Source organism: Pseudoroseomonas ludipueritiae, assembly GCF_014490445.1.
GTDB classification, from domain to species: Bacteria; Pseudomonadota; Alphaproteobacteria; order Acetobacterales; family Acetobacteraceae; genus Pseudoroseomonas; species Pseudoroseomonas ludipueritiae.
In genome coordinates, this window is sequence record NZ_JACTUZ010000052.1 from 1 (window position 1) to 25,949 (window position 25,949).

Sequence of the window (25,949 nt, forward strand, 5' to 3'; positions counted from 1 at the left end):
CGCGCTCGGCCTCGGTGGCGGCTTCGGTGGCCTCAGCCTGCTCGGCCTGGGCGGCTTCCAGACGGGCGGGGAGCGCGGCGCGGACGGCTTCCAGCGCGGCGGCCTCGGTGGCCAGGCGGCCCTCGGCCTCGGCGGCATCGCGTTCCTGGCGGGTGGCGTGCTCAAGGTCGCCAGCCAGTTGCTTCAGGCGTGCCTCGGCTTCGGCCAGGGCGGCGCGGGCGCGGCTTTCCTCGGCCTGGAGGTTCTCGGCCTCGACACGGCGGCGTTCCAGCGCGGTGCGGGCTTCCGCTTCAGCCTCACGCGGTGCCGGCAGGGCGCGCTCGGCGGCGAAGGCGCGGGTGGCGCCAGCCGTGGCGGTTTCCTCGGCGGATTTGGTCGCGGCCTGGGCCTGGGCATAGGCGCGCTGGGCGCCGGTCAGCGCGGCCTCGGTGCGGGCCAGCAGCAGGGCGAACCACTCGGCTTCCGCCTGCCGCGTCAGGCCGGAGAGATTGCGGTAGCGCGCCGCCTGCCGCGCCTGCCGTTGCAGCGATTGCCGCTGCACGTCCAGCTGGCCCTTCAGGTCCTCGGCACGGGTCAGGTTCTGCTCGGCCTGCCGCAGCTTCAGCTCGGCCTCGTGCTTGCGGGCACGCAGGCCGGCGATGCCGGCGGCTTCCTCCAGCACCTGCCGCCGTTCCTCGGGCTTGGCGGCGATCAGCGCGGCGACGCGCCCCTGGCTGACCATGGCGGAAGACCGCGCGCCGGAGCCGATATCGGCGAACAGCGTCTGCACGTCCCGCCCGCGCGCCTCGCGGCCATTGATGCGGAAGCCGGTGCCCTCCCCGCGCACGATGCGGCGGGTGATCTCCAACTCGGCGGCCTGCTGGTTGGGCGGGGGCGCGAGCCCGGCCGTATCCTCCAGCAGCAGCGTCACCTCGGCCTGGTTGCGGCCGGCGCGGGTGGTGGTGCCGGCGAAGATGACATCGTCCATCTCGCCGCCGCGCATGGCACGGGCATTGGTCTCGCCCATGGCCCAGCGCAGGGCTTCCACCACATTGGACTTGCCACAGCCATTGGGGCCCACCACGCCGGTCAGGCCGGGCAGCACCTCCACCGTGGTAGGCTCGGCGAAGCTCTTGAAGCCGGCGATGCGCAGCCGCACCAGGGTGGCGCGCAGGGCGGCGGCGCGGGCCGCCGCTTCCGTCGCGGCATCGCGCGCGGGCTCGGCCTCGCCGGAGGCCTGGGTCTCGCCCGGGCCAGCAAGCTGGTCCGGGGTCTCGTCCTGCGTGGCGGCCGGGGCCGCCTGATCAGCCTCGCTCAAGTGCCAGCGGCTTCGCCGGCCAGCTGCGCGAAGCGGTCATAGCCGATTGCGCCGGGCTGCGGCTTCTTGCCGAAGACAAAGGTCGGCGTGGAACTGATGTTGAAGTCCTGCTGCCCCTTGGCACGCATCTCCAGGATGCCACGCGCCAGGTTCTGGTCGGCCACGGCCTTGTCCACCTGCTCCCGCGTCATGCCGGCCAGGGCGGCGATCTTGGCGATCTCGGCGATCGGGTCGCCGCCGCGCGTGAAGGCCCAGCGTTCCTGGCTGGCGAAAAGGGCGCTGATGAAGCCTTCATAGCGCTCGGCCGGCAGGCTGCGGGCCACCTGGGCAGCGGCCAGGGCCAGCTGGTCCAGCGGGAAATCGCGCCAGACCATGCGGACGGTGCCATTGGCCACCAGCTTTTCCTTCACCTGCGGCCAGGTTTCCTTGTGGAAGGCGGCGCAGTGCGAGCAGGTCAGGGAGAAATACTCGATCACCGTGGCCTTGGCATCGGCCTGGCCAGCGGAGCGTTCCGCCAGGCGCGGGTCGCTGTTCACCGGGGTCGTGCCCTGGGCGCGCGCCACGCCAGGGGACAACAACGGCAGAGGCGCCAGCGCGGCGGGCGCCAGCAGCAGCGAGCGGCGGGAGATGGTCATCCAAGGCCTCCTGTCGGGGCAAAGGTTCACGGGCACGGGCGGCGCCCGCATGCCCCGACAAATAGGGGCGGGGCAGGCCCGCCGCCAGCGCGTCAGCCGGGGCTTCGCCGCCCCCGATAGACCCCCTGGGCCAATCTTGCCAGAGCCTCCCGCAATTGCGGGTCCTCCACGCTCTCCAGCGCCGTGGAGACCGTTTCGGGAAGCGCCACCGGCTTGAGCGGCGGCGGGCGGCGGGCGGGCGGCGGCACCACGCCCTGCACGAAGCGCAGCCTTTGCACCAGCGCATGGCCCATGGCGGAATTGACCTTGCCGATCAGCTGCGGCGCCAGGTGCTGCAGCTCCATGGCCACGGGGCCGGAGCAGGCGATGGTCAGCGTGCCGCCCGTCAGCCCGCGCGGGATGGTCTGCGCCGCCAGCACCGGCCCGACCACGGAAGGCCATTCCGCGATCAGCTGCGCCGCCGCCGGGGATCGCTTCTTGAAGGCCGGGCGGGTGACCTGCGGCATCACCGCGCCCAGCAGGCGAGGGCCACGGTCGGTGCGCCAGCCCGGCAAAGATGCCTCGGGGGCGGAATTCTGGCGGGCGGGGCTTGATCCGCGGCCGCCTTGGCCCTCTTCCTTCATCCGTGTTGCCCGCCGCTTCTCTGTTGCTCGAATGGTATGACCGCCACCGCCGCGCCCTGCCCTGGCGCGAGGGATCGGGCGATCCTTACCGTATATGGTTATCCGAGGTCATGTTGCAGCAGACCACGGTGGCCGCCGTTGGGCCGCGCTGGCGACGTTTCCTCGCGCGTTTTCCGACTGTTGAAGCCCTGGCCGCCGCGCCCTGGGCCGATGTGGCGGAGGAATGGGCGGGGCTTGGCTATTACGCCCGCGCCCGCAACCTGCATGCCTGCGCCCAGGCCGTGGTGGCGCGCGGCGGCTTTCCGGACACGGTGGAAGGGCTGCGCGCCCTGCCCGGCATCGGCGCCTATACCGCCGCCGCCGTGGGGGCCATCGCCTTCGGGCGGGAAGTGGTGCCGCTGGATGGCAATGTGGAGCGCGTGACTTCCCGCCTCGCCGCCGTGGAGGAGCCGCTGCCCGGCGCCCGCCCCAGGCTGGCCGCCCTGGCGCAGCAATGGATGGAACAGCCGGCCGCGCGGGAACGGCCCGGCGATTTCGTGCAGGCGATCTTCGACCTCGGCGCCACCATCTGCACCCCGCGCAACCCGGCCTGCGCCCTTTGCCCCTGGCGCCAGGGCTGCGAGGGCTTCCGGACCGGGCTGGCGCCCAGCCTGCCGCGCAAGGCGGCGAAGAAGGCGCGGCCGCTGAAGCGCGGCGTGCACTTCCTGCTGCTGGATGGCGCCGGCCGCCTGCTGCTGCGCCGCCGCCCGCCGAAGGGGTTGCTGGGTGGCATGCTGGAACTGCCAGGCACCCCCTGGCGGGAAGTGCCCTGGACGGAGCCGGAGATCGCCCCCTTCGCCCCCCTGCCTGACCTGTCCTGGCAGCTGCTGGAGGGCGAGGCGAAGCATGGCTTCACGCATTTCGAGCTGCACATGGCGCTGCGCGCCGCCACCGCCCCGCCCGGCGCCGCGCTGGACGGAGACTGGATGACGGTGGAGGCTGCGCGCGCCGCCCTGCCCGGCACCATGCAGAAGCTGCTGGACCTGGCGCGGGCGGAAGGCGCGCTGCCGGGCGCCTGAAGCGTCAGCCGCCTGCCGGAGCCTGCCGCGCCACGCCCTGCGCCGCCGTGACACCCCGCGGGAAGCCGGAGCGGTCGCTGTAGTCGCGCCCCGGGCCGGAGGGCCGGCCATGGCGTGCCGTCAACTGGCTGGTGCAGAGCACATCCAGCACCGTGACGCCGATCACGGCCAACAGGGCGAGCTGCACATTCTCCCGCTTGGGGTTGTTGGGCAGCGCGGCCAGCAGCGTCGCGATATCCACCGCATCGCCGGCGATGCGGCTGGCGACGCCCGGCACCGGGTTCACCGAAAGGCAGGCCATGCCGGAAGCGATCTCCCGCAGGCCATATCCCCGGATCAGCGTCTCGGCGCCCTGCATGCCCAGGGAACGCGCCAGGCTCCTGGCGGCAAAGAGTTCCACCATGCCGAGCCCGATGCTGAACCAGCCCAGCCCGCGCGCCATCTGGTCCGGCGCCGCGAGCGAGCCTGGCCCGGTGGAGAGCACCTTCGGGTCGCCGGGGGAGCGGGTGATATCGGCGGCTCTCGCCAATAGGTTCATGTCAACACCTCAGGGCTTGAGGACGACCTTGATGCAGCTGTCCTGCTTGTCGCGAAAAACCTTGTACATTTCCGGCCCGTCTTCGAGCCTGGCGGTATGCGTGATGACGAAGGAGGGATCGATCTGCCCTTCCTCGATCCGGCGGACCAGGCCGTCGGTCCAGCGGTTCACATGCGTCTGGCCCATGCGGAAGGTCAGGCCCTTGTTCATGGCCATGCCCATCGGGATCTTGTCCACCAGCCCGGCATAAACGCCGCAGATGGAAATGATGCCGCCGGGGCGGCAGACATACATCATCTCCCGCAGCACATGCGGCCGGTCGCTTTCCAGCATCATGGCCTGCTTCGCGCGGTCCATCAGCGTATCGGGCTGGCTCGGCGTCACATGCGCCTCCAGGCCCACGGCATCGATGCATTTCTGCGGGCCCTTGCCGCCCGTCAGCTCGTTCAACCGCTCAACGACGCTGTCCGTCTCGAAGTTGATGGTGATGGCGCCGCCGGCAGCGGCCATGGAAAGCCGCTCGGGGATGCAGTCGATCGCCACCACCTGCTTGGCGCCGAGCAGCACGGCGCTGCGGATCGCCATCTGCCCCACCGGGCCGCAGCCCCAGATCGCCACGGTATCCTCGGGCTCGATGTCGCAATGCACCGCCGCCTGCCAGCCGGTGGGCAGGATATCGCCGAGGAAGAGCGCCTGCTCATCCGTCATGCTGTCCGGCACCTTGATATGCGTCGCATCGGCGAAGGGAACGCGAAGGTACTCCGCCTGCCCGCCCGGATAGCCGCCGGTCAGATGCGTATAGCCGAAGAGCCCGGCGGTGGTGTGGCCGAAGACCTTGTCGGCTAGGTCCTTCTTGCGGTTCGACCTTTCGCAGACGGAGAAATTGCCCCGTTTGCACTGGTCGCACTGGCCGCAGATGATGGTGAAGGGCACGACGATGCGGTCGCCCTTCTTCAGCTTGTTCTTCGCATCCGCGCCGACCTCGACCACCTCGCCCATCATCTCATGGCCCATGATGTCGCCGGGCATCATGGCGGGGATGAAGTTGTGGAAGAGATGCAGGTCCGAGCCGCAAATGGCGCAGCTCGTGACCTTGATGATGGCGTCGCGGGAATCCTCGATCTCGGGGTCAGAGACCTTGTCGCAGCGGATGTCCTGCTTACCGTGCCAGACTAGCGCTTTCATCGCAGGCTCTCCATCGAACGGTGAAGACGGGTCGGTCGCCCCTCGCAACGCCGCTGCGAGAAGCGGCGCGTCGTGAAAACGCAGTGCCTTGGCAGAGACGTTCTGAGCTTGCCGCTTCCGCGAGGGCGATCCACTGCTGCATGCAACATGGACCGACCCGCCCGGGTTTCCGGGCATGTCACGGTCATTACGGCGTTGTCAGGCAGGCGCCGCCGGCAAACAGCCGTGCTCACGCAAGGCGGTTTCATCTCTTGCCGCAAGCCACGGCAACTTCCGGCGCCCGCCTCCCGTTACTCGAACGGAACGCGAACAAGGACAATCCCATGGCCCGTGAGAACAAGGACGATCACAGCACCGCCCCGAAGGCGCCGCAGGAGGATACGCCCAGCAATACTGTGAAGGACCCGGATAACTGGACCACCGGCGGCGAAACCATGACCGGTGCCCAGGCCAGCTACCTCAGGACGCTATGCGAGGAAGCCGGAGAGGCTTTCGACGAAAGCCTCAGCAAGGCCGAAGCCAGCAAGAAGATCGAAGAATTGCAGGCCCGCACCGGGCGTGGGCGGGACCATTGAAGGCCAAAGGGCCGGGGCAGCGCCCCGGCCCAACGAGGTTCAGCCATCCACCGTGATGTTGCTGGCCTTCACCACCTGCCCCCAGCGGGCATGGTCGCGCTTCACCATGGCATCGTAATCGGCGGCGCTGCCACCACCGGGCTCGTCGCCCTGGCCGGTGATCTTTTCCCGCACCGCCGGGTCCTGCAGCGCCTTGTTCAGGGCCGCATTCACCTTCTGCACGATGGCATCCGGCGTGCCCTTGGGCGCGGAAAGCCCGACCCAGGCGGAAAAAGTGAAGTCCTGCAGCCCCTGTTCGGCCGCCGTCGGCACATCCGGGAAGGCGGGCGAGCGTTGCGCGCCCGTCGCCAGGATGGCCCGCAACTGGCCGGACTTCACGAAGGGCGCCACCACGGAGGCGCCATCGAACATCAGCGGGAAGCGGTTGGCGATGAAGTCCTGCAAGGCGGGGCCGCTGCCGCGATAGGGGATGCTCTGCATCTCCGGATTGCCGATGCGGGCGCGCAGCAGTTCCATGGCGCAATGCGACAGGCTGCCGGCGCTGGCGGCGCCGTAATCCACCCCGCCCTTCTGCGCCTTGATCCAGGCCGCCAGCTCCGTGACGTTCTTGGCGGGCACCGAGGGATGCACGCAGAGGATCATGGAGGATTGCAGCGCCAGCCCGATGGAGGCCAGTTCCAGCGGGTTGGCCGTCATGTTCGGGAAGGTATGGGGATTGATGGCCATGGGGCTGCTGTTGCCAGCCAGCAGCGTGTAGCCATCGGGGCGGGCGCGCAGCACCATCTCGGTGCCCAGGTTGCCGCCGGCCCCGGCGCGGTTGTCGATCACCACCGTTTGCCCCAACGCGGCGGAAAGCCCCGGCTGGATGATGCGCGCGGCGAAATCCGTCTGTCCGCCCGGCGGGAAGCCCACCACCAGGTTGATGGTGCGGCTGGGCCAGTTGTCCTGCGCCTTGGCCAGGTTCGGCATGGCCAGGCCGGAGGCAGCGCCCAGGCCCATCAGCAACGTGGCGCGGCGCCGCAGCGGCAGCGCGCCTTTATCCTTCAGCATCCGTTTCATTCTCCCGGCACATGGCCAGTGCGATTCGGCGGCCATGTGACGGGGAAGGTTGCGGCGCGCTTTCGTTCCCGTCAAACAACAGTTAGGCGAGGCTGGCGGCGATCTCGGCGCGCAATTCGTCCAGCAGGCGGAGCGAACCGTCGCGCCGCTCCACATGCCAGAAGAGCCAGCCGTTGCAGGAGGGTGCTTCCTGCACCGCCGCGCCGACCTGATGGATAGAACCCTGCGCCGTGCCGCAGCGGAGCGAGCCATCGGCGCCCACCAGCGCCGCGAAGCGCCGGTGGCGGTCCACCAGCCGGCTGCCGGGCGGCACCATGCCGCGCTCCACCAGGGCGCCGAAGGGGATGCGCGGCTGTTCCCGCCGCGTCGGCGTCACCAGCATGGCGGATTCCGAGAGCGGCTCGATGGCGTTGATGCGCACGCGGGCGGCGGCGGCATAGGTCGCGTCGCGCTCGATGCCGATGTAGCGGCGGCCCAGGCGCTTCGCCACGGCGGCGGTCGTGCCGGAGCCGAGGAAAGGGTCCAGCACCACATCGCCTGGCGAGGTGCAGGAGAGGATCACCCGGTGCAGCAGTGCCTCGGGCTTCTGGGTCGGGTGGACCTTCTGGCCCTTCTCGTCCCGCAGCCGCTCACCGCCCGTGCAGAGCGGAATAAACCAGTCGCTGCGCATCTGCGTGTCGTCGTTCAGCGACTTCATGGCGGTGTAGTTGAACTTGTAGCGGCTCTCCTGCCCGCGGCTCGCCCAGATCATGGTCTCATGGGCATTGGTGAAGCGGCGGCCGCGGAAGTTCGGCATCGGGTTGGCCTTGCGCCAGATGACGTCGTTCAGGATCCAGAAGTCCAGGTCCTGCAAGGCGGCGCCGAGGCGGAAGACATTGTGGTAGGAGCCGATGACCCAGATGGTGCCGTCCTTGCGCAGCACCCGTCGCGCCTCGGTCAGCCAGGCGCGGGTGAAGGCGTCATAGGCCGCGAGGGTGGAGAAGCGGTCCCAGTCGTCATCGACGCCATCAACCAGGCTTTCGTCCGGGCGGCGCAACTCACCCTTCAACTGAAGGTTGTAGGGCGGGTCCGCAAAGATGGTATGCACGGAAGCCGGGGGCAGCGCCCGCAGCATCTCGATGCAATCCCCTTCCAGGATGCAGTCCAACGGCAGATCCAAACCCGTACCCACGCCGTCGAAACTCCCTGCGACTCGGAGGCCGAGAATGCGTCGGGGTGAGTCAACACGTCAAGTGAGGGAGAGAAGCATCTGATCCACGGGTGCGAATCCCCGGCGGTGGTGCGGGCATGGGCCGAGCCTCGCCAGAGCCTCCCGATGCATGGCCGTGGGGTAGCCAGCATGGCGCGCGAAGCCATAGCCGGGCCAGCGCGGGTCCAGCCGCGCCATGGCACGGTCCCGCACCACCTTCGCCAGGATGGAGGCGGCGGCGATGGACAGGCTGATGCCATCCCCCTTCACCACGCATCGCACGGCGCAGGAGAGGCCACGCGGCGGCTGGTTGCCATCCACCAGCACCAGGTCCGGTGGCAGGCGCAGCCTGGCCACGGCGCGCGTCATGGCCAGATGCGTGGCGCGGAGGATGTTCAGCCGGCCGATCTCGGCGGCGCTGGCGGCGGCGACGGCGCCATCCAGCACGCCCTCCGCCTGGGCGGCGCGCAGGGCGGCGAATGCGGCCTCGCGCTTCGCGGCATCCAGCTTCTTCGAATCATCCAGCAGTGCCGCCAGGTTTTCCGGTGGTGGGGCATGGAACAGCACGGCGGCGGCCACCACCGGTCCGGCCAGCGGGCCGCGCCCGGCCTCGTCCACGCCGGCCACGCGGCCGCCGGCGGCGATTTCCAGCAGATAGTCCGGCATCAGGGGGCGAGGCCCTTGCTCTCGATCATGTCGCCGGCTTCCAGCACTTCGGGGGCGCCTTCGGCCAGCAGGTGGCGGGCGGGCGCATCGCCCAGCCATACGCCGCGCAGGAAGGCCACCGCAAGCGCGGCGGTGCGGGCGTGGTAGGCACTGTCCTCCCAGCGCGCGCCGGTGCCGGGTTCGTCGGCGAAGCTGCCGTGGGCCGCGCCGGCGAAGATGGCCAGCACCTGCCCAGGCGCCTGGATATTGTCATAGGGAATGCGCCGGCTGAGCGCGCTGTTGCCGCCCATGAAGTCGCGGTCCTCTGTGCCGGTCACATGCAGCATGGGCGCGCGCACCCGGTCCATCGCCAGCCGCGCCGGCAGCCCCTGCGGTGGAATGGGGGAAAGCGCGATGCCGGCGCCCAGGCGCGGCTCCGGCAGCGCCAGCCCGCGGTCGCCGCCCGGCACCCGCTGGCCCAGCATGGTCTGCACCAGCCAGGCGCCATAGGAATGCCCGGCGATGCCGATGCGGGAAAGGTCCAGCCGCCCCGCCAGCTCCGGCCGGCGCGGCAGCGCGTCCAGCACGAAGACCACGTCCTGGATGCGGTCCAACGCCCGGCTGGCATCGGTGACGGCGGCGGCCAGGGCCAGCCGGCTGTCGCCGCCATTGCGCCAGAGGCTGTCATCGGTGCCGGGATGTTGCAGGTGCAGCGCCGCGAAGCCCGCCTGGGCCAGCGCCCGGCCAAGGTAGCCCAGCCCTTCCCGCGAGCCGCCCAGCCCGTGGGAGAGCAGCACCAGCGGCGCCGGTCCGCCGCCATCCGGCAGGCGAAGCAACACGGGCAGGTCGCGGTTGCGGGCGGCATCGCGCCAGCTTTGCCGGTTCTCGGTCACGGCCATGGCGGGGGTGGCGGCCAGGAGGGCAGGCAGGGAGAGGGCAATGCGGCGGGACATCATGCCCCGCCAGATGGGCATGGCGGGCGGCACGGCAAAGCCCGCCCGCGCGGTGCTCAGAGCTTGATGTCGTAGGTCCGCCAGGGGGTCAGCGTCGCCACGCGGTCATAGACGCCACGGCCACGGTAGTTGTTGTCGGCGGTGATCCAGCGGATCAGGCCCCAGCCCCGCTTGCGGCCTTCCTCGGCCACGGCGCCGATCAGCGCATCCGCCACCCGCTGGCCGCGCGCGGAAGGGTCCACGAAAAGGTCGTCCAGGAAGCCGCCGACCCCGGCATAGAGCGGCCGCCAGTAAGGGCGGTAATGGGTGATGCCGACAGGCTTGCCATCCAGCAGGGCCACGAAGCCCTTCACGTCATGCGCCGGGTCCATCAGCCAGCCCCAAACGGTGGCGCGCATCTCGGCCGTCTGCTCCACGCGGTAGAAGGTGGCATAGCCGGCGTAAAGCCGCTCCCAATCCTCGCGGTGGCCAGCCCCGAGGGGCAGGATCTGGAGCGCATCGTCAGCCATCTGGAATACCCCTCGGCGGCAGGGCGGAACTTGGGCCACCCGCCATGCGTTGCATCGGCTCCCGCCCCATCGCGGAAGCCCGAGAACCATGCTGACTGAAGCCGCTGCCACAGTCGAGCCTCGCCCTGCCCGCCCGCACCCGCGCGAGGAGGAGGTGGAGGCCGCCGCCGCCGCTGGCCTGCGCTATGTCTCGGACGAGGAACCCGGCATCACGCGCCGGCGCAGCGGCAGCGGCTTTTCCTACCGGAACGCCAAGGGCGCGGTGGTCCGGGACAAGCCGACGCTGGAACGCATCCGCAAGCTGGCCATTCCGCCGGCCTATACCGATGTCTGGATCTGCCCGCGCGCCAATGGCCATATCCAGGCCACCGGACGCGACGCCAAGGGCCGCAAGCAATACCGCTACCACCCCGATTGGCGGGCGGCGCGGGATGCCACGAAATACGAGCACATCATGGAATTCGCCCATGGCCTGCCGGCGCTGCGCGCCCGGGTTGACGAGGACATGGCGAAGCGCGGGCTGGGGCGGGAAAAGGTGCTGGCCACCTTGGTGCACCTGCTGGACACCACGCTGATCCGCGTCGGCAACGAGGATTACGCCCAGGCCAACAAGAGCTATGGCCTGACCACGCTGCGCACCCGGCATGTGGCGGTGGAGGGCGATGCCCTGCGCTTCCAGTTCAAGGGCAAGAGCGGCAAGATGTGGAACCTGAAGCTGCGCGACCGCCGCGTGGCCAGGGTGGTGCGCGCCTGCCAGGAACTGCCGGGCCAGGAACTGTTCCAGTATATCGACGAGGATGGCGAGCGGCAGAGCGTCACCTCGACCGACGTGAACGAGTATCTGCGTGAGGCCAGCGGGCGCGACATCACCGCCAAGGACTTCCGCACCTGGGCCGGCACCGTGCTGGCCGCCATGGCGCTCAGCGAATTCGAGAAGTTCGACAATGCCAGTGCCGCCAAGCGCAACATCAAGGAAGCCATCGAGCGCACGGCCGCCAAGCTGGGCAACACGCCCACCATCTGCCGCAAATGCTATGTCCACCCGGAAGTGCTGGACAGCTACATGCAGGGCGGGCTGCTGGTGCAGATCCAGAAGGAAGTGGAGGCCGAGCTGAAGGAAGACCTCCCCAGCCTGAAGCCCGAGGAAGCCGCGGTGCTGGCCTTCCTGCGGGAACGGCTTTCGCGCGCGGTGGAGAAGGCTTCCTAGCGCGGCGGGGCATGGCCGGCGGCGCGATGGGCCTTATGGGGTGCGGGGCATCTCCTTCCCGCATGGCGGGGCCTTGGATGCCGGGGTGGTGAATCGGCAGCGCTCTGGCCATCATGTCCGGCACCGGGCCGGGCGACAGCCGCGCCGGCACCGCCACCATCCTCCGCGATGGTTCATCCAGCACCGTCGCGGGCCTAGCCCGGTTGGCGACATTCCGAGGAACCCGTCCGATGCAGGACCCCACCCCCAACGGCCTCGCCGCGCTGGAAGCGCGGCTGCGGCAGGACCTGGAATGGCTGGAACTGCCCGGCAAACCCTGGGTGCCGCGCCACGAAGTTGAGGGCACACCCGTTACCGACGTGGTGATCGTCGGCGGCGGCATGTGCGGGCTGGCGGCGCATGCGGCGCTGCGGCTGATGGGCATCGACAATACCCGCGTGCTGGACCGAGCCCCCGCCGGCCAGGAAGGTCCCTGGGTGACCTATGCGCGGATGGAAACGCTGCGCTCCCCCAAGGCCCTCGCCGGCCCGGCGCTGGGCCTGCCGGCGCTGACCTTCCGTGCCTGGTTCACCGCGCAATTCGGCGCCGGGGCCTGGGAGCGGCTGGGCAAGATCCCGCGCGGGCAATGGATGGAGTATCTCGGCTGGTATCGCCGCGTCATGGCGGTGCCGGTGGAGAATGGCGTCGCCGCCACGCTGCTGCGCCCGCGGGAGGATGGGCTGCTGGCGGTGGAGACCGATGCCGCCGGCACCATCCTGGCCCGCCGCGTGGTGCTGGCCAGCGGGCGCGACGGGCTGGGCGGCAGCTATGTGCCGGAGATGGCGGAAGGCATCGACCGCCGCTTCTGGGCGCATTCGCGCGATGCCATCGACTTCGCGGCCCTGCGCGGCAAGCGCGTGGCGGTGGTGGGCGCCGGGGCCTCGGCCATGGACAATGCCGCCACGGCGCTGGAAGCCGGCTGCGCCCGGCTGGACCTGCTGGTGCGCCGCGCCAAGCTGCCCGCCATCAACAAGTTCACCGGCATCGGCAGCCAGGGCGTGGTGCATGGCTTCGCCGCCCTGCCCGATGAATGGAAATGGCGCTTCCTGCACCACGCGCTTTCGGAACAGACGCCGCCGCCGCGCGACAGCACGCTGCGCGTTTCCCGCCACCCCCATGCGCATCTGCATCTCTCCTGCCCCGTGCTGGGGCTGGAGGAAACCGGTGGCGCGCTGCGCGTCTCGACTCCTGAAGGCGTGCTGGAGGTCGATTTCATTATCTTCGGCACCGGCTTCCGCGTCAGCCTGGCGGAGCGGCCGGAACTGGCCCTGGTGGCGGACCAGATCCGCTTCTGGAGCGACCGCTTCACGCCGCCCGAGGGGCTGGCGCAGCCAGAGCTGGAAAGCTCGCCCGACCTCGCGCCGGATTTCGCCTTCCAGGAGAAGGCGCCCGGCGCCTGCCCGGCGCTGGCGCTGATCCATTGCTTCAACTATCCCTCGACGCTCAGCCACGGCAAGCTGACCGGCGACATCCCCGCCGTCAGCGCCGGCGCGCAGCGGCTGGCGCGGGCCATCACCCGGCATTTCTTTGTGGAAGACCGGGAAGAGCACTTCGCGCGGCTGCAAGATTATGCGACGCCTGAACTGCTGGGCGACGAATGGCCGGCGGCCCAGGTGGCGGGCGCGCTGGCCTGACCGCCCCGCAACAGGAAGGAACCATCCCGATGCAGCGTCGTAGCCTGCTCTCCGGCCTCGGCGGCCTGGCCATCACGCTTCCGGCCCTTTCCGGCGCGCGTGCCCAGGGGCCGGCGGCCCAGCCGCAGAAGCGCCTGACCATCGCCTTTGGCGACCCGGTCTCCTCGCTCGATCCGCAACTGAACAATTTCGCCGGCGACCGGTCGGTGGACCTGCATTTCTTCGACCTGCTGGTGGAGAACCGCGACGGCGGCCTGCAGCCTGGCCTCGCCACCTCCTGGCGCGCGGTGGATGACCGCAACTGGGAATTCAAGCTGCGCTCCGGCGTGAGCTGGTCCGATGGCGAACCTTTCACGGCCGATGACGTGGCCTTCTCCTACAAGCGCGCGCCGGACGTGCCGGGCAGCACCGCCAGCTTCGCCGGCTATCTCCGTACGGTGGAGGCGGTGGAGGTGGTGGACCCGCTGACGCTGCGCATCCGCACCAAGGAGCCGAACCCGCTGCTGCCGCTGAACCTCGCCTCGGTGCATATCGTCGCGCGGCAGACCACGGAGGGCGCCACCAGCAACGACTTCAACACCGGCAAGGCGCTGAACGGCACCGGGCCTTACCTCCTCACCTCCTATACGCCGGGGGACCGCATCATCATGCGGCGCAACCCGGATTACTGGCGGGAGCCGCCGGTCTGGGAGGAAGTGGACTATCGCTATGTCGCCAATGCCGCCTCCCGCACCGCGGCGCTGCTGGCGGGCGATGTGGATGTGATCGACAAGGTCTCGGTCTCCGACCTGGCGCAGTTGCGGTCGCGGCAGGACGTGAAGGTCTTCGCCTATCCGGGCCTGCGGATGTTGCTGTTGCAGCCGAGCTTTTCCGAGAAGCCCGGACCTTTCCTGAAGGCGGCCGATGGCAAGCCGCTGGAAAAGAACCCGCTGCTGGATGCCCGGGTGCGCCACGCGCTCTCCATGGCCATCAGCCGCGATGCGCTGTGCGAGCGGCTGATGCAGGGCACCGCCACCCCCACCGGGCAATGGATGCCGGAAGGCAGCTTCGGCTACGACCCCAGCATCAAGCCCCCCGCCTTCGAGCCGGACCGCGCCAAGGCCTTGCTGGCCGAGGCCGGTTATCCCGATGGCTTCCAGATCTCCATCCACCTGCCCAATGACCGCTACGTGCTGGGCCCGCAGGCGGCGCAGGCCGTGGCGCAGATGTGGACGCGCATCGGCATCAAGACCTCGGTGGAGGCGGTGCCCTGGTCCGTCTATTCGGCCGGCGTGAAGACCGGTGAATACGCCATGACGACCCTGGCCTGGGGCAATGGCACCGGTGAGGGCAGCTACGCGCTGATCAACGTGCTGGGCAGCGTGGACCCCAAGCAGGGGCGCGGCGTCTCCAACTGGGGCCGCTACAAGAATCCCAAGGTGGATCAGGCGCTGGAAGACGCCATGCGCGAATTCGACGACAAGAAGCGCGAGGCCATCCTGCAGCAATCCGCCCGCGTGGTGGCGGAGGATGCCGGCATCATCCCGCTCTTCCATTACCAGAATCTCTGGGCGGCCAAGCGCGGGCTGAAGGTCACGCCGCTGACCTCCGACCGCACCACCGCCACCATGGTCACGCCGGAAGCCTGAAGCGCATGAACCCCACGGATATCCCAGACCTCGCCGAGCATCTGCTGGGCATCGACGCCGCCTCCCCGCTCGGCCAGTTGCGCCGGCAGCGCGCCGATATCCTGCAGCACGAGGAAGGCGCTTATCGGGAACTGGTGCTGCCCCCCTCCCCCGGCGGCGTGTCCCTGGCGGAGCGCGCGGCGCTGGCGCTGCGCGGCGCACTGATCGAGGGCGATGCCGCGCTGGCCGCGCATTACCGCGCCCTGCTGGCCGCCAGCGGCGATGCCGCGCTGATCGCCGCCGCCGAGGTTTTCCCGGCCCCGGCGGGCGAGGGCCGCCTGGCCGTGCTCTTCCGCTATGCCGACACCGTCGCCAGCAAGCCGGAGCAGGTCGGGCAGGACGATATCGATCGCCTCAGCGGCTTCGGACTCTCGCCGCAGGATATCGTGGCGGTGACGCAGCTTGTTTCCTTTGTCCCTTATCAGGTGCGGCTGCTCTCCGGCCTGCGCCAGTTGCAGCAGGAATCCGCCGCATGAGCCGCTTCACCATGGAGACCGTCGGCTGGGAGCCGCGCGTGCCGCCGGTGGAGATGGAGACGGCGACGCCGGAGCAGCTTGCCGCCCTGGAAGCCTGCCCGCCGGCGCAACGGACCTCCGTGTATTTCCGTACGCTGGTGAACGACCCGGGCTCGCTGGGCCAGCGTGGCGCGCTCTTCACCAAGGTGATGTATGCGCCGCGTGGCCTGCCGCGCGCGGAGCGGGAACTGGCGACGGCGGTGGTCTCCATCGTCAATGGCTGCATCTACTGCACCTCCGTCCATGCCCGCCGCTATGTGGAGCTGAAGGGGCCGGAAGCGGCCATGCGGGCGCTGCTGGAGGAAGGCGTTGGCGCCAGCGGGCTGGATACGCGGCAGCAGGCCATCGTGGATTACTCGGCCAAGCTGACCGCGACGCCGCAGGCCATGGGCGCCGCCGACCTCGCGCCGCTCCGCGCCGCCGGCATGAGCGACCTGGAGATCCTGGACCTGATCCATGCCATCGCCATGTTCGCCAATGCCAACCGGCTGATGCAGTCCCTCGGCCACTCGGTGCCGCCCGAAGCCTAGAGCGGCTTCCGTTCGCCTTGGCTCATCCCAACCGCTCTGCCCTTTGTTTTCGCGAATATCTTCACCCGATCGGGTAATTCCACCGGGTCGGGATCTGCTCTAGGCCTGCCTCGGCTGGCCATTGGAGGCCGATAGCCCGCCATCCACCGGCAGGTTCACGCCGGTGACGAAGCGGGCATCCTCGCTGGCCAGGAAGGCGATCACATCCGCCACGTCCTCGGGCTGGCCGATGCGGCCGAGCGGGATGCGCTCCAGGAACTTTTGCACGAGTTCCTGGTCCCCCAGCATGTCTTCCGTCATGCCGGTGGCGGTGAAAGTGGGATTCACCGCATTCACCCGCACCCCATGCTCGCCCAGTTCCATGGCCAGCGAGCGCGTCAGGTTGGTGATGGCGCCCTTGGCGGCGTTATAGGCCGCCATGTTCCAGTCGCCGCCGGTGCCGGAGACGGAGGAGGTATTGATGATGCAGCCCTTGCTCTTCAGCAGTTCCGGCAGCGCGGCGCGGGTGCAGAAGAAGACGCCATCCAGATCCGTCTCCATCACCTTGCGCCATTCGGGCGTGGAGAGCTGGAGCAGCGGCCCGGTGGTGACGGTGCCGGCATTGTTCACCAGCACGTCGATCCGCTCGTAGCGGGCAATGGCGCTTTCCACCATGGCCCGCACTTCCACCTCCTTCGCGACATCGGCGGAATGCGTCATGCTCTGCCCGCCTTCCAGGCTGGCGCGCACAGCGTTCAGTTTTTCCTGGTCCAGGTCCACCAGCACCACCGAGGCCCCTTCCCGCGCGAAGCGCCGCGCCGTCGCCGCGCCGATGCCGGAGCCCGCGCCGGTGACGATCACCACCCTGCCCTCGAAGCGTGCCATGCCTGCCGTCCTTTCGCTGTCCCGTCTCAGGGAACGCGGCCAGGGCGCCAGGGTTTGGCGCCTTCCAGGTGAGGCAGGCGCGGGCACCTGCTCCCCCGAGAAGGCGCCCTCCCCGGGCACACCGCGCGGCGGGCGGGCTTTCAGCGCGGCAAGACGCTATGGCCGCAGCGACAGCTCCAGCTTGCCCGCCGCTGAAAGTGCCAGCAGCAACGCCGCGACATGCATGGCCTGCGCCAGCAGCCCGGCATTCAGCCCGGCCACCACGGCGGCCAGGGGCATGGTTTCCACCACGATGTCCTCGCCCGCCTCAGGTGCCGGCTTGGCGCTGGGCAGCACATCCAGCGCCAGCACGGTGTGGCACTGGTTGCGGTGCGTGGCGGTATTGGGGTGCAGCGAGCAGACATGTTGCAGGCTGCTGGCCACATAGCCGGTCTCCTCCCGCAATTCCCGCGCGGCGGTTTCCAGCGGGCTGGGGTCGGTGGCGTCCATGGCGCCGCCGGGCAGTTCCAGCGTATGGGCGCGGGCACCGTGCCGGTATTGCCGCACCAGCACGATCCTGTCGTCGCTGGTCAGCGCCACCACCTGCACCCAATCGGGGTAGGAGAAGGTGTAGAAGGGGTCGAGGATATTGCCCCGCGCGTCGCGGCAGGCATCGGCGGTGACATCGATCCAGCGGTCCCGCAGCGCGGTGCGGGAGGAAAGCACATCCCAGGGGGCAAAATCCGTCACGCGGCCTCTTTCCTCGATGCGGGGCATCGCATGGTGGCAAGAGGCCGCGCGGGCCGCCAGGGGGCTCGGGGCCCCCTCACGGAGTTGTCTTACTCGGCCGCGATCTGCTGCGCGTTGGCGTAGTCTTCCAAGGGCGCGCAGGTGCAGATCAGGTTGCGGTCGCCATAGACATTGTCCACCCGCTTCACCGGCGGCCAATACTTGCGCGCGGCGACGTAAGGCAGCGGGAAGGCGGCTTCCTGCCGGCTGTAGGGATGCGCCCATTCCGCCGCCATGACTTCCTCGGCGGTATGGGGGGCGTTCTTCAGCGGGTTGTCGGCCTTGTCCATGCGGCCCTGCTCCACCGCGCGGATCTCGGCGCGGATGGCGATCATGGCGTCGCAGAAGCGGTCCAGCTCGGCCTGGGTCTCGCTCTCGGTGGGCTCCACCATCAGCGTGCCGGCAACGGGCCAGGACATGGTCGGCGCGTGGAAGCCGTAGTCCTGCAGGCGCTTGGCGATGTCCTCCACCAGCACGCCGCCGCCCTGCTGGAAGCCGCGGCAGTCCAGGATGCACTCATGCGCCACCATGCCGCGCGCGCCCTTGTAGAGCACCGGGAAGTGCCCATCGAGCCGCTTGGCGATGTAGTTGGCGTTGAGGATGGCGACCTGGGTGGCGCGGGTCAGCGCCTCCGCGCCCATCATGCGGATATAGGCGTAGGAGATGGGCAGGATGGAGGCGCTGCCGAAAGGCGCGGCCGAGACCGGGCCATAGCCGGTGGCAGGTCCCGCCTCATCCAGCAGCGGGTGGTTGGGCAGGTGCGGCGCCAGGTGCTTGGCCACGCCGATCGGGCCGACGCCCGGGCCGCCGCCGCCATGCGGGATGCAGAAGGTCTTGTGCAGGTTCAGGTGGCAGACATCGGCGCCGATGCGGCCGGGGGCGGTCAGGCCCACCTGCGCGTTCATGTTGGCGCCATCCATATAGACCTGCCCGCCGGCCTGATGGACCAGGTCGCAGATGCGGATGATCTGTTCCTCAAACACGCCATGGGTCGAGGGATAGGTGATCATCAGCGCCGACAGCTTTTCGGCATGCTGCGCGATCTTGGCCTCGAGGTCTTCCAGGTCCACGTTGCCGTCGCGGTCGCAGCCGACCACCACCACCCGCATGCCCACCATCGCGGCCGAGGCCGGGTTGGTGCCATGGGCGGAGGACGGGATCAGGCAGATATCGCGGTCATGCTGCCCATTGGCCTTGTGGAAGGCGCGGATGGCCAGCAGACCGGCATATTCGCCCTGGCTGCCCGCGTTCGGCTGCAGGGAGACGGCGGCGAAGCCGGTGATGGTCGCCAGCCAGTCCTCAAGCTGCCGGATCATGGCGAGGTAGCCCTGCGCCTGGTCGGCCGGCGCGAAGGGATGGATCTCGCCGAAGCCCGGGAAGGTCACGGGGATCATCTCCGCCGTGGCATTCAGCTTCATGGTGCAGGAACCGAGCGGGATCATGCTGCGGTTCAGCGCCACGTCCTTGTCTTCCAGGGACTTCAGGTAGCGCAACATCGCATGCTCGGCGTGGTGGGTGTGGAACACCGCCGCCGTCAGGATCTCGGACTGCCGCTCCAGCGCCTGCGGAATGCCGCCCGCCGGCTCGTCCACCGCGCCACCCAGAACGCCGGCCAGGGTCATCAGCTCGGCGCGCGTCACGGTCTCGTCCAGCGCGATGGACAAGGCGCCGCCTTCCAGCTTGCGCAGGTTGAAGCCGCGCTCATAGGCCGCGTGGTAGATGGCCTCGGCCTTGTCGCCGGCTTCCACCGTGATGGTGTCGAAGAAGGCATCGTGGCGCAGTTTCAGGCCAGCGGCCTCGGCGGCGCCGGCCAGCAGCCGGGCCTGCAGCGCCACGCGCTTGGCGATGCGGCGCAGGCCCTCGGGGCCATGCCAGACCGCATACATGCCGGCCATCACGGCCAGCAGCACCTGCGCGGTGCAGATGTTGGAGGTCGCCTTCTCGCGCCGGATATGCTGCTCGCGGGTCTGGAGCGCCAGGCGCATGGCGGGCTTGCCGGCGGCATCGACGGAGACGCCGACCAGCCGGCCCGGCATCAGGCGCTTATAGGCATCCTTCACCGCCATGAAGGCGGCATGCGGGCCGCCATAGCCCATCGGCACGCCGAAGCGCTGGGAGGAACCGATGACCACATCGGCGCCCATCTCGCCCGGCGCCTTCAGCAGCACCATGGACAGCGGGTCCGCCGCCACGATGGCAAGGCCACCGGCCGCCTGCACGGCCGCGATCTCCGGCGCGATGTCACGCACCTCGCCGGTGGTGCCGGGATATTGCAGCAGCAGCGCGAAGGGCTTCTTCGAGCCACAGGCTTCAACGATGGCGGCGGGCGCCGCCACCTCGACCGTCAGGTTCAGCGGCTCCGCGCGCGTCCGCACCACCGCGACCGTCTGCGGGTGCACATCGGCGGCGACCAGGATGGTGCGGGACTTGGCCTTGGTGGCGGCCAGGGCGATGGCCATCGCCTCGGCGGCGGCCGTCGCCTCATCCAGCAGGGAGGCATTGGCCACCGGCAGGCCGGTGAGGTCCGTCACCATGGTCTGGAAATTGACCAGGGCCTCCAGCCGCCCCTGGGCGATCTCGGCCTGGTAGGGTGTATAGGCCGTGTACCAGCCCGGGTTCTCCAGCACGTTGCGCAGGATCACCGGCGGCACATGGGTGCCATGGTAGCCCATGCCGATCAGCGACTTCTTCAGCACGTTCTTTTCAGACAGCGCGCGAAGCTCGGCGATGGCCTCGGCCTCGGTGGCCGGGGGCGGCAGGGTGGAGAAATCCTGGCCGCGGATATCGGCGGGGACGGTGCGGTCGGCCAGGGCCTCCAGGCTTTCCACACCCACCACCTCCAGCATCGCGGCGATCTCGGCCCCCGACGGGCCGATATGCCGTTCGGCGAAGGCGCCGTGGTCTTCCAGCGCGCTCAGCGCGTCGAGGGCCTTGCTCATCAGAGGCTGTCCACGAACTTGGAGTATTCTTCCTCGCTCATCAGCGCGTCGATGGCACCGGCGTCTGAGGGCTCGATCTTGAAGAACCAGCCATCGGTGGTCGGCGCGGAATTGGCCAGCGAGGGGTCATCCACCAGCGTCTGGTTGGCTTCCACGATCTTGCCGGCGATCGGGGCATAGACGTCGGACGCCGCCTTCACGCTCTCCACCACCGCGATGGCCTCCTCGGCCGCCACTTCACGCCCGGCCTCGGGCAACTCGACGAAAACCACGTCGCCGAGCGCGTTCTGCGCATGCTCGGTGATGCCGATGGTGGCCACGCCACCCTCCAGCTTCACCCACTCGTGGTCCTTGGTGAACTTGATATCGGCCATGGGGTGCGGGTCCTTATCGGGCGTAGCGGTGAGGAACGAAGGGGGTCGGCGCGATGCGGGCCGGGGAGGCCTTGCCACGCACCATGAGGTCGAGCGCCGTGCCGTCGGCGGCATGTTCGCGCGCCACGTAGCCTATGGCGCAGGGGCCGTTCAGGCTGGGGCCGAAGCCGCCGCTGGTGACCTCGCCCACCACCTCGCCGCCCACCTGGATGGGGGTGTGGCCACGGGCGGGCTGGCGGCCCTCCGGCAGGATGCCGACGCGCAGGCGCTTCGGCCCATTGTCCAGCTCCTCCCGCACCCGTTCGGCGCCGGGGAAGTCCCAGTCGGTGCGGCGGCGCTTGCCGATGGTCCAGACGAGGTTGGCCTCCACGGGGCTCGTCGTCTCGTCGATGTCATTGCCATAGAGGCAGAGGCCGGCTTCCAGCCGCAGCGAATCGCGCGCCCCCAGCCCGGCCGGCACCGCGCCGGGCAGCGCCAGCAGGGCGCGGGCCAGGGTCTCGGCCTGCTCGGCGGGGACGGAAATTTCCACGCCATCCTCGCCGGTATAGCCGCTGCGGCTCACCAGGGTCTGGATGCCGGCGATCTCCACCGCCAGCACATCCATGAAGCGCATGGCGGACACGGCGGGGGCGATGCCGGCCAGCGCCGCCACGGCGCCCGGGCCCTGGAAGGCGATCAGCGCACGGTCCGGCAGGCGGTTCAGCTTCACGCCGGCGGGCAGCACGGCCTCGATGGCGGCGCAATCCACGTCCTTGCGGCTGGCATTCAGCACCAGGAACAGCCGGTCGCCCAGGTTGGCGACCATGAAGTCGTCCAGGACGCCGCCGGCTTCGGTGGTCAGCAACCCGTATTTCTGCCGGCCGGGCTTCAGGATCTTCACATCGGCCGGGGTCAGGCGCTCCAGCGCCTCCGCCGCCCCCTCACCCACCAGCTCCGCCTGCCCCATGTGGGAGACATCGAAGAGCCCGGCGCCCGAGCGGGTCGCCAGATGCTCGGCCATGATGCCGGCGGGGTATTGCACGGGCATGGCATAGCCCGCGAAGGGCACCATGCGCGCGCCCAGCTCCCGGTGCAGGGATGCCAGAGGGGTTTCGAGAAGCGTCTCGGTCACGTCGGCCACGCAGCCTCCATCGCCGCAAAAGGCGCGGCGCGTCAGGGTTCGTGGCCCCCCTCTGTCCGATGACCTGAGAGATTCAGCGCGGGATGCGCCTTACTCCGTCGGTGCCGGTTTTGAAGCCGGGCTTTCCAGAGGCCCCTTCCCCACGCGGCCCTTTTTGCCTGAGCGTTTCCGGGGGCCGGTTGCGCCTTCGGCGGCGGCTGAGCAGCCGCACTCTCCCGCGTGGGATCAGCAGGTGCCTCTCTCTGCCCGAGCACGGCGCCGGGCGCAACCTGATCTTGTCGGCTCAGGCCGGGGGAATCGGCAGCCAGGGACCGGGCGGCTGCCCCGGCTGCACGATAAAGCGGCAACCTGCACCCGGCTGGTCCCAGGAGCGCGCGATCGGTGCCCCGGCCAGATGCGCCCGCAACAGCGCGCCCACGCCGCCATGGGCCACGATGGCCACCGGACCATCGGGCGATTCCGCCACAACCCGGGCCACGGCCGCGACGATGCGGGCCTGCGCATCCACCGCCCGCTCCCAGCCACGCACGCTCTCCTCCGGCCGGGCGAAGAACCGGTCGGCCACCTGCTGGAACTCCGCCTCGGGCAGGTAGCCGGTGGCGCTGCGGTCGTTCTCGCCCAGTTCCTCCAGCACCCGCACCGGCAGGCCGAAGCGGGCGGCCAGGATGCCGGCGCCCTCGATGGCCTTGCATTCCGTGCTGGCCCAAACGGCGCGCAGCCCCGCCATCTCCGGCAGGGCCGCCAGGGCCCGCATGCGGGCGATGCCGATGGCCGTCAGCGGCCAGCGCGGCACCGGCACCGCCGGGTCGATCACCACCTCCGGATGGGTGATGAAATGCAGCATCCCCTCAGCGCGGGCCGCGGCGGCGGTTGGCGGCCAGTTCCTCCGGGCTCAGCACGAAGCCCACGAGCACGCGGCGCCGGGCGGCCTCGGCCACGCCGCCGGTCAGGGTGATGCTCAGTTCCTCGCCGGTGCTCTTCACCTTGGCGACATTGGGCGGGAAATTGACGCGCAGGGAATATTCGGCGCGGGAGAGTACCCGGTCGCTATCATCCACCACCGCCACCATATAGGGGATGTCGAGCGAGGGGCCGGCCGCCGCCGGGCCACGCTCAGCCGAGAAATCGGGCGTCAGCGTCACCACCAGCCCATCCCGCCGGGACGTGTAGTCGCATTTGGCCTGGAAGCCGGAGACCTGCGCATTGACCACCAGCGCCGTCAGGTCCGACCCGCCGCCCGCGCGGAAGCGCGTCAGGTCCGCGGCATCGGAAATCACCCCCACCTGCGGGCAGGGCGCCTGCGCCTTTTCCAGCAGGTTGACCGGCGCGCGCTCCCCGCAGCCGGCCAGCAGAAGCGCCAGGCCGCCTGCGATGCATCCGTTCAGAAGGTTCCGCGCCTTGACCATGCTGCCACTCTTCCCCTTAGTGCCGCCAGCCGGACGGGTTGCACCCTCGCCCCCCGCCGCGCCGCGACCGCTCTTTCCCGCAACCACCACGCCTTTGGCCCAGACGCAAGCATGACCGCCCCGCTGACCACCCCCGCCGACCCGAAGCCGCCCCTTCACGTGCTGCTGGCGGGCCCGCGCGGCTTCTGCGCCGGCGTCGACCGCGCCATCAAGATCGTCGAGCAGGCGATCGGGAAGTTCGGCGCCCCCGTCTATGTGCGGCACGAGATCGTGCACAATAAATTCGTGGTGCAGAACCTGGAGGCCCAGGGCGCCATCTTCGTCGAGGAGCTGGAGGAGGTGCCGGAGGACGCCCCGGTGGTCTTTTCCGCCCATGGCGTGCCGAAATCCGTGCCCGCCGAGGCGCGCCGGCGCAACATGATGTACCTCGATGCCACCTGCCCCCTGGTCTCCAAGGTGCACCGGGAGGCCGAGCGCCACGAGGCCGCCGGCCGCCACATCCTGCTGATCGGCCATGCCGGGCACCCGGAGGTGATCGGCACCCTGGGCCAGTTGCCGCCCGAGGCCGTGACGCTGGTGGAGACGGTGGAGGATGTCGCCCGCATCCAGCCGCCCGACCGCCCCCTGGCCTTCACCACCCAGACCACCCTCTCCGTCGATGACACGGCCGAGATCGTAGCGGCCCTGAAGGCGCGCTTCCCCGGCATCACCGGGCCGGGCAAGGAAGATATCTGCTACGCCACCACCAACCGGCAGGCGGCGGTGAAAGCCATCGCGGCGCGGTCCGAGATGGTGATCGTGGTTGGGGCGCCCAATTCCTCCAACAGCGTGCGGCTGCGGGAAGTGGCCAGCCGCTCCGGCTGCCCGCGCGCCATCATGGTGCAGCGCGGCGCGGAACTGGACCCGGCGGAAGTGGATGGCGTTTCCGTGCTGGGGCTGACCGCCGGCGCCAGCGCGCCGGAGGTGCTGGTGGAGGAAGTGCTGGACCGGCTGCGGGAGCGCTTCACGGTGACCACCGAGGAAGTGGTCGTGGCGGTGGAGGATATCACCTTCCGCGTGCCGCCTATGCAGCGTCCCAACCGCTGATCGGCGCCCGCTGACCATGGCTGTCTATACCGAGATCTCGGACGAGGCGCTGCGCGCCTATCTGGCTGGCTATTCCCTGGGCGATCTGGTCGCCTTCCGCGGCATCGCCGAGGGGGTGGAGAACAGCAACTACGCGCTGAAGACCACCACCGGCGACTATATCCTCACGCTCTATGAGAAGCGGGTGGACCCGGCGGAGCTGCCCTGGTTCCTGGGCCTGATGCGGCACCTGGCGGCACACGGCCTCTCCTGCCCCCAGCCCGTGGCGGCGCGGGATGGCGAGGCGCTGCGCGAGCTGTGCGGCCGCCCCGCCGCCATCTGCACCTTCCTGCCCGGCGTATGGCCGCGCCGGGTGCGCCAGGGCCATTGCGGCCCGCTGGGCGCGGCGCTGGCGGAACTGCATGCCTCCGGTGCCGGCTTCACGGCCGAGCGCCCCAACAGCCTGGGCCCGCAATCCTGGGCGCCACTGCTGGACCGCTGCCGCGCCGGCGGCGATGCCGTGCAGCCCGGCCTCATCGCGGAACTGGACAGGCACCTGGAAGGTATCCTGAGCGCCTGGCCGAAGGACCTGCCGCGCGGGCAGATCCATGCCGACCTCTTCCCCGACAATGTCTTCTTCCTGGACGATGCCGAGGGCGCGCCGCGCGTCTCCGGCCTGATCGACTTCTATTTCGCCTGCACCGACTTCCTGGCCTATGACCTGGCCATCTGCCTCAATGCCTGGTGCTTCGAGCCGGACTTTTCCTTCAACATCACCAAGGCACGGGCGATGATCCATGCCTACCAGTCCCTGCGCCCGCTGACGGAGGCGGAACTGGCGGCGCTGCCGGTGCTCTGCCGCGGCGCGGCCATGCGCTTCCTGCTGACACGGCTCTTCGACTGGACCCATACCCCGGCGGGCGCGATGGTGACGCGCAAGGACCCGCTGGAATACCTCAAGCGCCTGCGCTTCCATGCCGCAGCCCAGGATATCCACGCCTATGGCCTCTGACGTTTTCGAATCCGCCCCGCCCGAGGCCGCCGAGCGCGTGGTGGAGATCTGGACCGATGGCGGCTGCAAGCCGAACCCCGGCCCGGGCGGCTGGGCCGCGATCCTGAAGTTCGGTGAGGTGGAGAAGGAACTCTCCGGCCACGACCCTGCCACCACCAACAACCGCATGGAACTGACGGCCGCAGCCAATGCGCTGGAAGCACTGAAGCGCCCCTGCACCGTCATCCTGCACACGGACAGCGAATATGTCCGTAACGGCATCAGCCGCTGGATTCATGGCTGGGTGCGCAACAACTGGCGCAACGCCGCCAAGGACCCGGTGGCTAATTACGAGCTGTGGCAGCGCCTGCTGGCCGCCGCCAAGCCGCATAAGGTGGAATGGCGCTGGGTACGCGGCCATGCCGGCGACCCGATGAACGAGCGCGCCGACAAGCTGGCGACGCTCGCACGGGATTCCGGGCAGGGCTGATTATGGGTGGCCCCATAACCTCATTCTAGAGGTTGTTATGGACCTCTGTCCTGGTAACGATCAGGTTGCGTGGC

General features: G+C 69.6%; 27 protein-coding genes and 2 riboswitches. Of the genes, 10 read left to right on the forward strand and 17 right to left on the reverse strand.

Going from position 1 to position 25,949, the window contains the following annotated elements:
• The 3 genes from IBL25_RS12945 to IBL25_RS12955 all read right to left on the reverse strand — a co-directional run.
• A partial coding sequence (locus tag IBL25_RS12945; protein WP_238940398.1) for an AAA family ATPase occupies positions 1-1,297 on the reverse strand: 1,297 nt, incomplete at its 3' end.
• Positions 1,294-1,932, reverse strand: a complete 639-nt coding sequence (locus IBL25_RS12950) for a DsbA family protein (protein ID WP_187778967.1) — start codon at positions 1,930-1,932, stop codon at positions 1,294-1,296. The genes IBL25_RS12950 and IBL25_RS12945, both read right to left, overlap by 4 nt.
• Before the next feature lie 92 nt (positions 1,933-2,024).
• Entirely contained in the window at positions 2,025-2,555 is a 531-nt protein-coding gene (locus IBL25_RS12955; RefSeq protein WP_187778968.1) for a DUF721 domain-containing protein, read from the reverse strand.
• Between the two features lie 2 nt (positions 2,556-2,557).
• On the opposite strand from IBL25_RS12955, the gene IBL25_RS12960 reads away from it, so the two are divergent.
• Positions 2,558-3,613 (forward strand): A/G-specific adenine glycosylase, encoded by a 1,056-nt coding sequence (locus IBL25_RS12960; protein ID WP_367615603.1) that lies wholly within the window; start codon positions 2,558-2,560, stop codon positions 3,611-3,613.
• Positions 3,614-3,617: 4 nt separating this feature from the next.
• Here IBL25_RS12960 and IBL25_RS12965 read toward each other — a convergent pair whose 3' ends face one another.
• Together IBL25_RS12965 and IBL25_RS12970 are read right to left on the reverse strand one after the other, a co-directional pair.
• Entirely contained in the window at positions 3,618-4,151 is a 534-nt protein-coding gene (locus tag IBL25_RS12965; protein ID WP_187778970.1) for a hypothetical protein, read from the reverse strand.
• Positions 4,152-4,160: 9 nt separating this feature from the next.
• The gene (locus IBL25_RS12970) at positions 4,161-5,336 is read right to left on the reverse strand and encodes a zinc-dependent alcohol dehydrogenase (RefSeq protein WP_187778971.1); all 1,176 of its coding nucleotides are present in this window, start codon (positions 5,334-5,336) and stop codon (positions 4,161-4,163) included.
• Between the two features lie 323 nt (positions 5,337-5,659).
• Here IBL25_RS12970 and IBL25_RS12975 point away from each other — a divergent pair, with 323 nt between their 5' ends.
• Complete coding sequence (locus IBL25_RS12975) at positions 5,660-5,911, forward strand: DUF3072 domain-containing protein (RefSeq protein WP_187778972.1); 252 nt, start codon at positions 5,660-5,662, stop codon at positions 5,909-5,911.
• Between the two features lie 39 nt (positions 5,912-5,950).
• Here the strand turns inward: IBL25_RS12975 and IBL25_RS12980 are convergent, their stop codons facing one another.
• The 5 genes from IBL25_RS12980 to IBL25_RS13000 all read right to left on the reverse strand — a co-directional run bounded on the left by IBL25_RS12980 (position 5,951) and on the right by IBL25_RS13000 (position 10,266).
• Entirely contained in the window at positions 5,951-6,961 is a 1,011-nt protein-coding gene (locus tag IBL25_RS12980) for a Bug family tripartite tricarboxylate transporter substrate binding protein (protein ID WP_187778973.1), read from the reverse strand.
• Between the two features lie 91 nt (positions 6,962-7,052).
• Entirely contained in the window at positions 7,053-8,141 is a 1,089-nt protein-coding gene (locus tag IBL25_RS12985) for a site-specific DNA-methyltransferase (RefSeq protein ID WP_367615604.1), read from the reverse strand.
• Between the two features lie 57 nt (positions 8,142-8,198).
• Positions 8,199-8,825 (reverse strand): ribonuclease HII, encoded by a 627-nt coding sequence (locus IBL25_RS12990; protein ID WP_187778974.1) that lies wholly within the window; start codon positions 8,823-8,825, stop codon positions 8,199-8,201.
• Complete coding sequence (locus IBL25_RS12995; RefSeq protein ID WP_238940401.1) at positions 8,825-9,778, reverse strand: alpha/beta hydrolase family protein; 954 nt, start codon at positions 9,776-9,778, stop codon at positions 8,825-8,827. The genes IBL25_RS12990 and IBL25_RS12995 overlap by 1 nt, the downstream gene beginning before the upstream one ends.
• Before the next feature lie 35 nt (positions 9,779-9,813).
• Positions 9,814-10,266, reverse strand: coding sequence for a GNAT family N-acetyltransferase (locus IBL25_RS13000; protein ID WP_187778975.1), 453 nt, complete (start codon positions 10,264-10,266; stop codon positions 9,814-9,816).
• A gap of 88 nt (positions 10,267-10,354) precedes the next feature.
• Between IBL25_RS13000 and IBL25_RS13005 the strand changes: the two genes are divergently transcribed.
• The 5 genes from IBL25_RS13005 to IBL25_RS13025 all read left to right on the forward strand — a co-directional run bounded on the left by IBL25_RS13005 (position 10,355) and on the right by IBL25_RS13025 (position 15,858).
• Entirely contained in the window at positions 10,355-11,473 is a 1,119-nt protein-coding gene (locus IBL25_RS13005; RefSeq protein ID WP_187778976.1) for a DNA topoisomerase IB, read from the forward strand.
• Positions 11,474-11,703: 230 nt separating this feature from the next.
• Positions 11,704-13,146, forward strand: a complete 1,443-nt coding sequence (locus IBL25_RS13010) for an NAD(P)-binding domain-containing protein (RefSeq protein ID WP_187778977.1) — start codon at positions 11,704-11,706, stop codon at positions 13,144-13,146.
• Positions 13,147-13,175: 29 nt separating this feature from the next.
• On the forward strand, positions 13,176-14,774 hold the full coding sequence (locus tag IBL25_RS13015) for an ABC transporter substrate-binding protein (protein ID WP_187778978.1): 1,599 nt from the start codon (positions 13,176-13,178) through the stop codon (positions 14,772-14,774).
• Between the two features lie 5 nt (positions 14,775-14,779).
• Positions 14,780-15,289 carry a CMD domain-containing protein gene (locus tag IBL25_RS13020; RefSeq protein WP_187778979.1) on the forward strand — a complete coding sequence of 170 codons (510 nt, stop codon included), beginning with the start codon at positions 14,780-14,782 and terminating at the stop codon, positions 15,287-15,289.
• Entirely contained in the window at positions 15,286-15,858 is a 573-nt protein-coding gene (locus IBL25_RS13025) for a peroxidase-related enzyme (RefSeq protein WP_187778980.1), read from the forward strand. Before IBL25_RS13020 ends, IBL25_RS13025 begins: the two co-directional genes overlap by 4 nt.
• 99 nt (positions 15,859-15,957) lie before the next feature.
• On the opposite strand, the gene IBL25_RS13030 is transcribed toward IBL25_RS13025, so the two are convergent.
• The 7 genes from IBL25_RS13030 to IBL25_RS13060 all read right to left on the reverse strand — a co-directional run bounded on the left by IBL25_RS13030 (position 15,958) and on the right by IBL25_RS13060 (position 23,329).
• Positions 15,958-16,722 (reverse strand): meso-2,3-butanediol dehydrogenase, encoded by a 765-nt coding sequence (locus IBL25_RS13030; RefSeq protein WP_187778981.1) that lies wholly within the window; start codon positions 16,720-16,722, stop codon positions 15,958-15,960.
• Positions 16,723-16,878: 156 nt separating this feature from the next.
• Positions 16,879-17,451 carry an NUDIX hydrolase gene (locus IBL25_RS13035; RefSeq protein ID WP_187778982.1) on the reverse strand — a complete coding sequence of 191 codons (573 nt, stop codon included), beginning with the start codon at positions 17,449-17,451 and terminating at the stop codon, positions 16,879-16,881.
• Positions 17,452-17,540: 89 nt separating this feature from the next.
• Complete coding sequence (gene gcvP / locus IBL25_RS13040; protein WP_187778983.1) at positions 17,541-20,429, reverse strand: aminomethyl-transferring glycine dehydrogenase; 2,889 nt, start codon at positions 20,427-20,429, stop codon at positions 17,541-17,543.
• Entirely contained in the window at positions 20,429-20,803 is a 375-nt protein-coding gene (gene gcvH / locus IBL25_RS13045; protein WP_187778984.1) for a glycine cleavage system protein GcvH, read from the reverse strand. The genes gcvP and gcvH overlap by 1 nt, the downstream gene beginning before the upstream one ends.
• 13 nt (positions 20,804-20,816) lie before the next feature.
• Positions 20,817-21,914, reverse strand: coding sequence for a glycine cleavage system aminomethyltransferase GcvT (gcvT, locus tag IBL25_RS13050; RefSeq protein ID WP_187778992.1), 1,098 nt, complete (start codon positions 21,912-21,914; stop codon positions 20,817-20,819).
• A 58-nt stretch (positions 21,915-21,972) separates the two neighbouring features.
• Positions 21,973-22,055, reverse strand: a riboswitch (glycine riboswitch).
• 3 nt (positions 22,056-22,058) lie between these two features.
• Positions 22,059-22,151, reverse strand: a riboswitch (glycine riboswitch).
• Between the two features lie 55 nt (positions 22,152-22,206).
• Positions 22,207-22,767 carry a histidine phosphatase family protein gene (locus IBL25_RS13055; RefSeq protein ID WP_187778985.1) on the reverse strand — a complete coding sequence of 187 codons (561 nt, stop codon included), beginning with the start codon at positions 22,765-22,767 and terminating at the stop codon, positions 22,207-22,209.
• A gap of 4 nt (positions 22,768-22,771) precedes the next feature.
• Positions 22,772-23,329 (reverse strand): hypothetical protein, encoded by a 558-nt coding sequence (locus IBL25_RS13060; protein ID WP_187778986.1) that lies wholly within the window; start codon positions 23,327-23,329, stop codon positions 22,772-22,774.
• Between the two features lie 111 nt (positions 23,330-23,440).
• Here IBL25_RS13060 and ispH point away from each other — a divergent pair, with 111 nt between their 5' ends.
• The 3 genes from ispH to rnhA are packed head-to-tail and all read left to right on the forward strand — an operon-like array spanning position 23,441 to position 25,875.
• Positions 23,441-24,415 (forward strand): 4-hydroxy-3-methylbut-2-enyl diphosphate reductase, encoded by a 975-nt coding sequence (gene ispH, locus IBL25_RS13065; RefSeq protein ID WP_187778987.1) that lies wholly within the window; start codon positions 23,441-23,443, stop codon positions 24,413-24,415.
• Positions 24,416-24,431: 16 nt separating this feature from the next.
• On the forward strand, positions 24,432-25,406 hold the full coding sequence (locus IBL25_RS13070; protein ID WP_187778988.1) for a homoserine kinase: 975 nt from the start codon (positions 24,432-24,434) through the stop codon (positions 25,404-25,406).
• A complete protein-coding gene (gene rnhA / locus IBL25_RS13075) occupies positions 25,396-25,875 on the forward strand; it encodes a ribonuclease HI (RefSeq protein ID WP_187778989.1) in 480 nt (159 codons plus the stop codon). Before IBL25_RS13070 ends, rnhA begins: the two co-directional genes overlap by 11 nt.
• Positions 25,876-25,949: the final 74 nt, after the last annotated feature.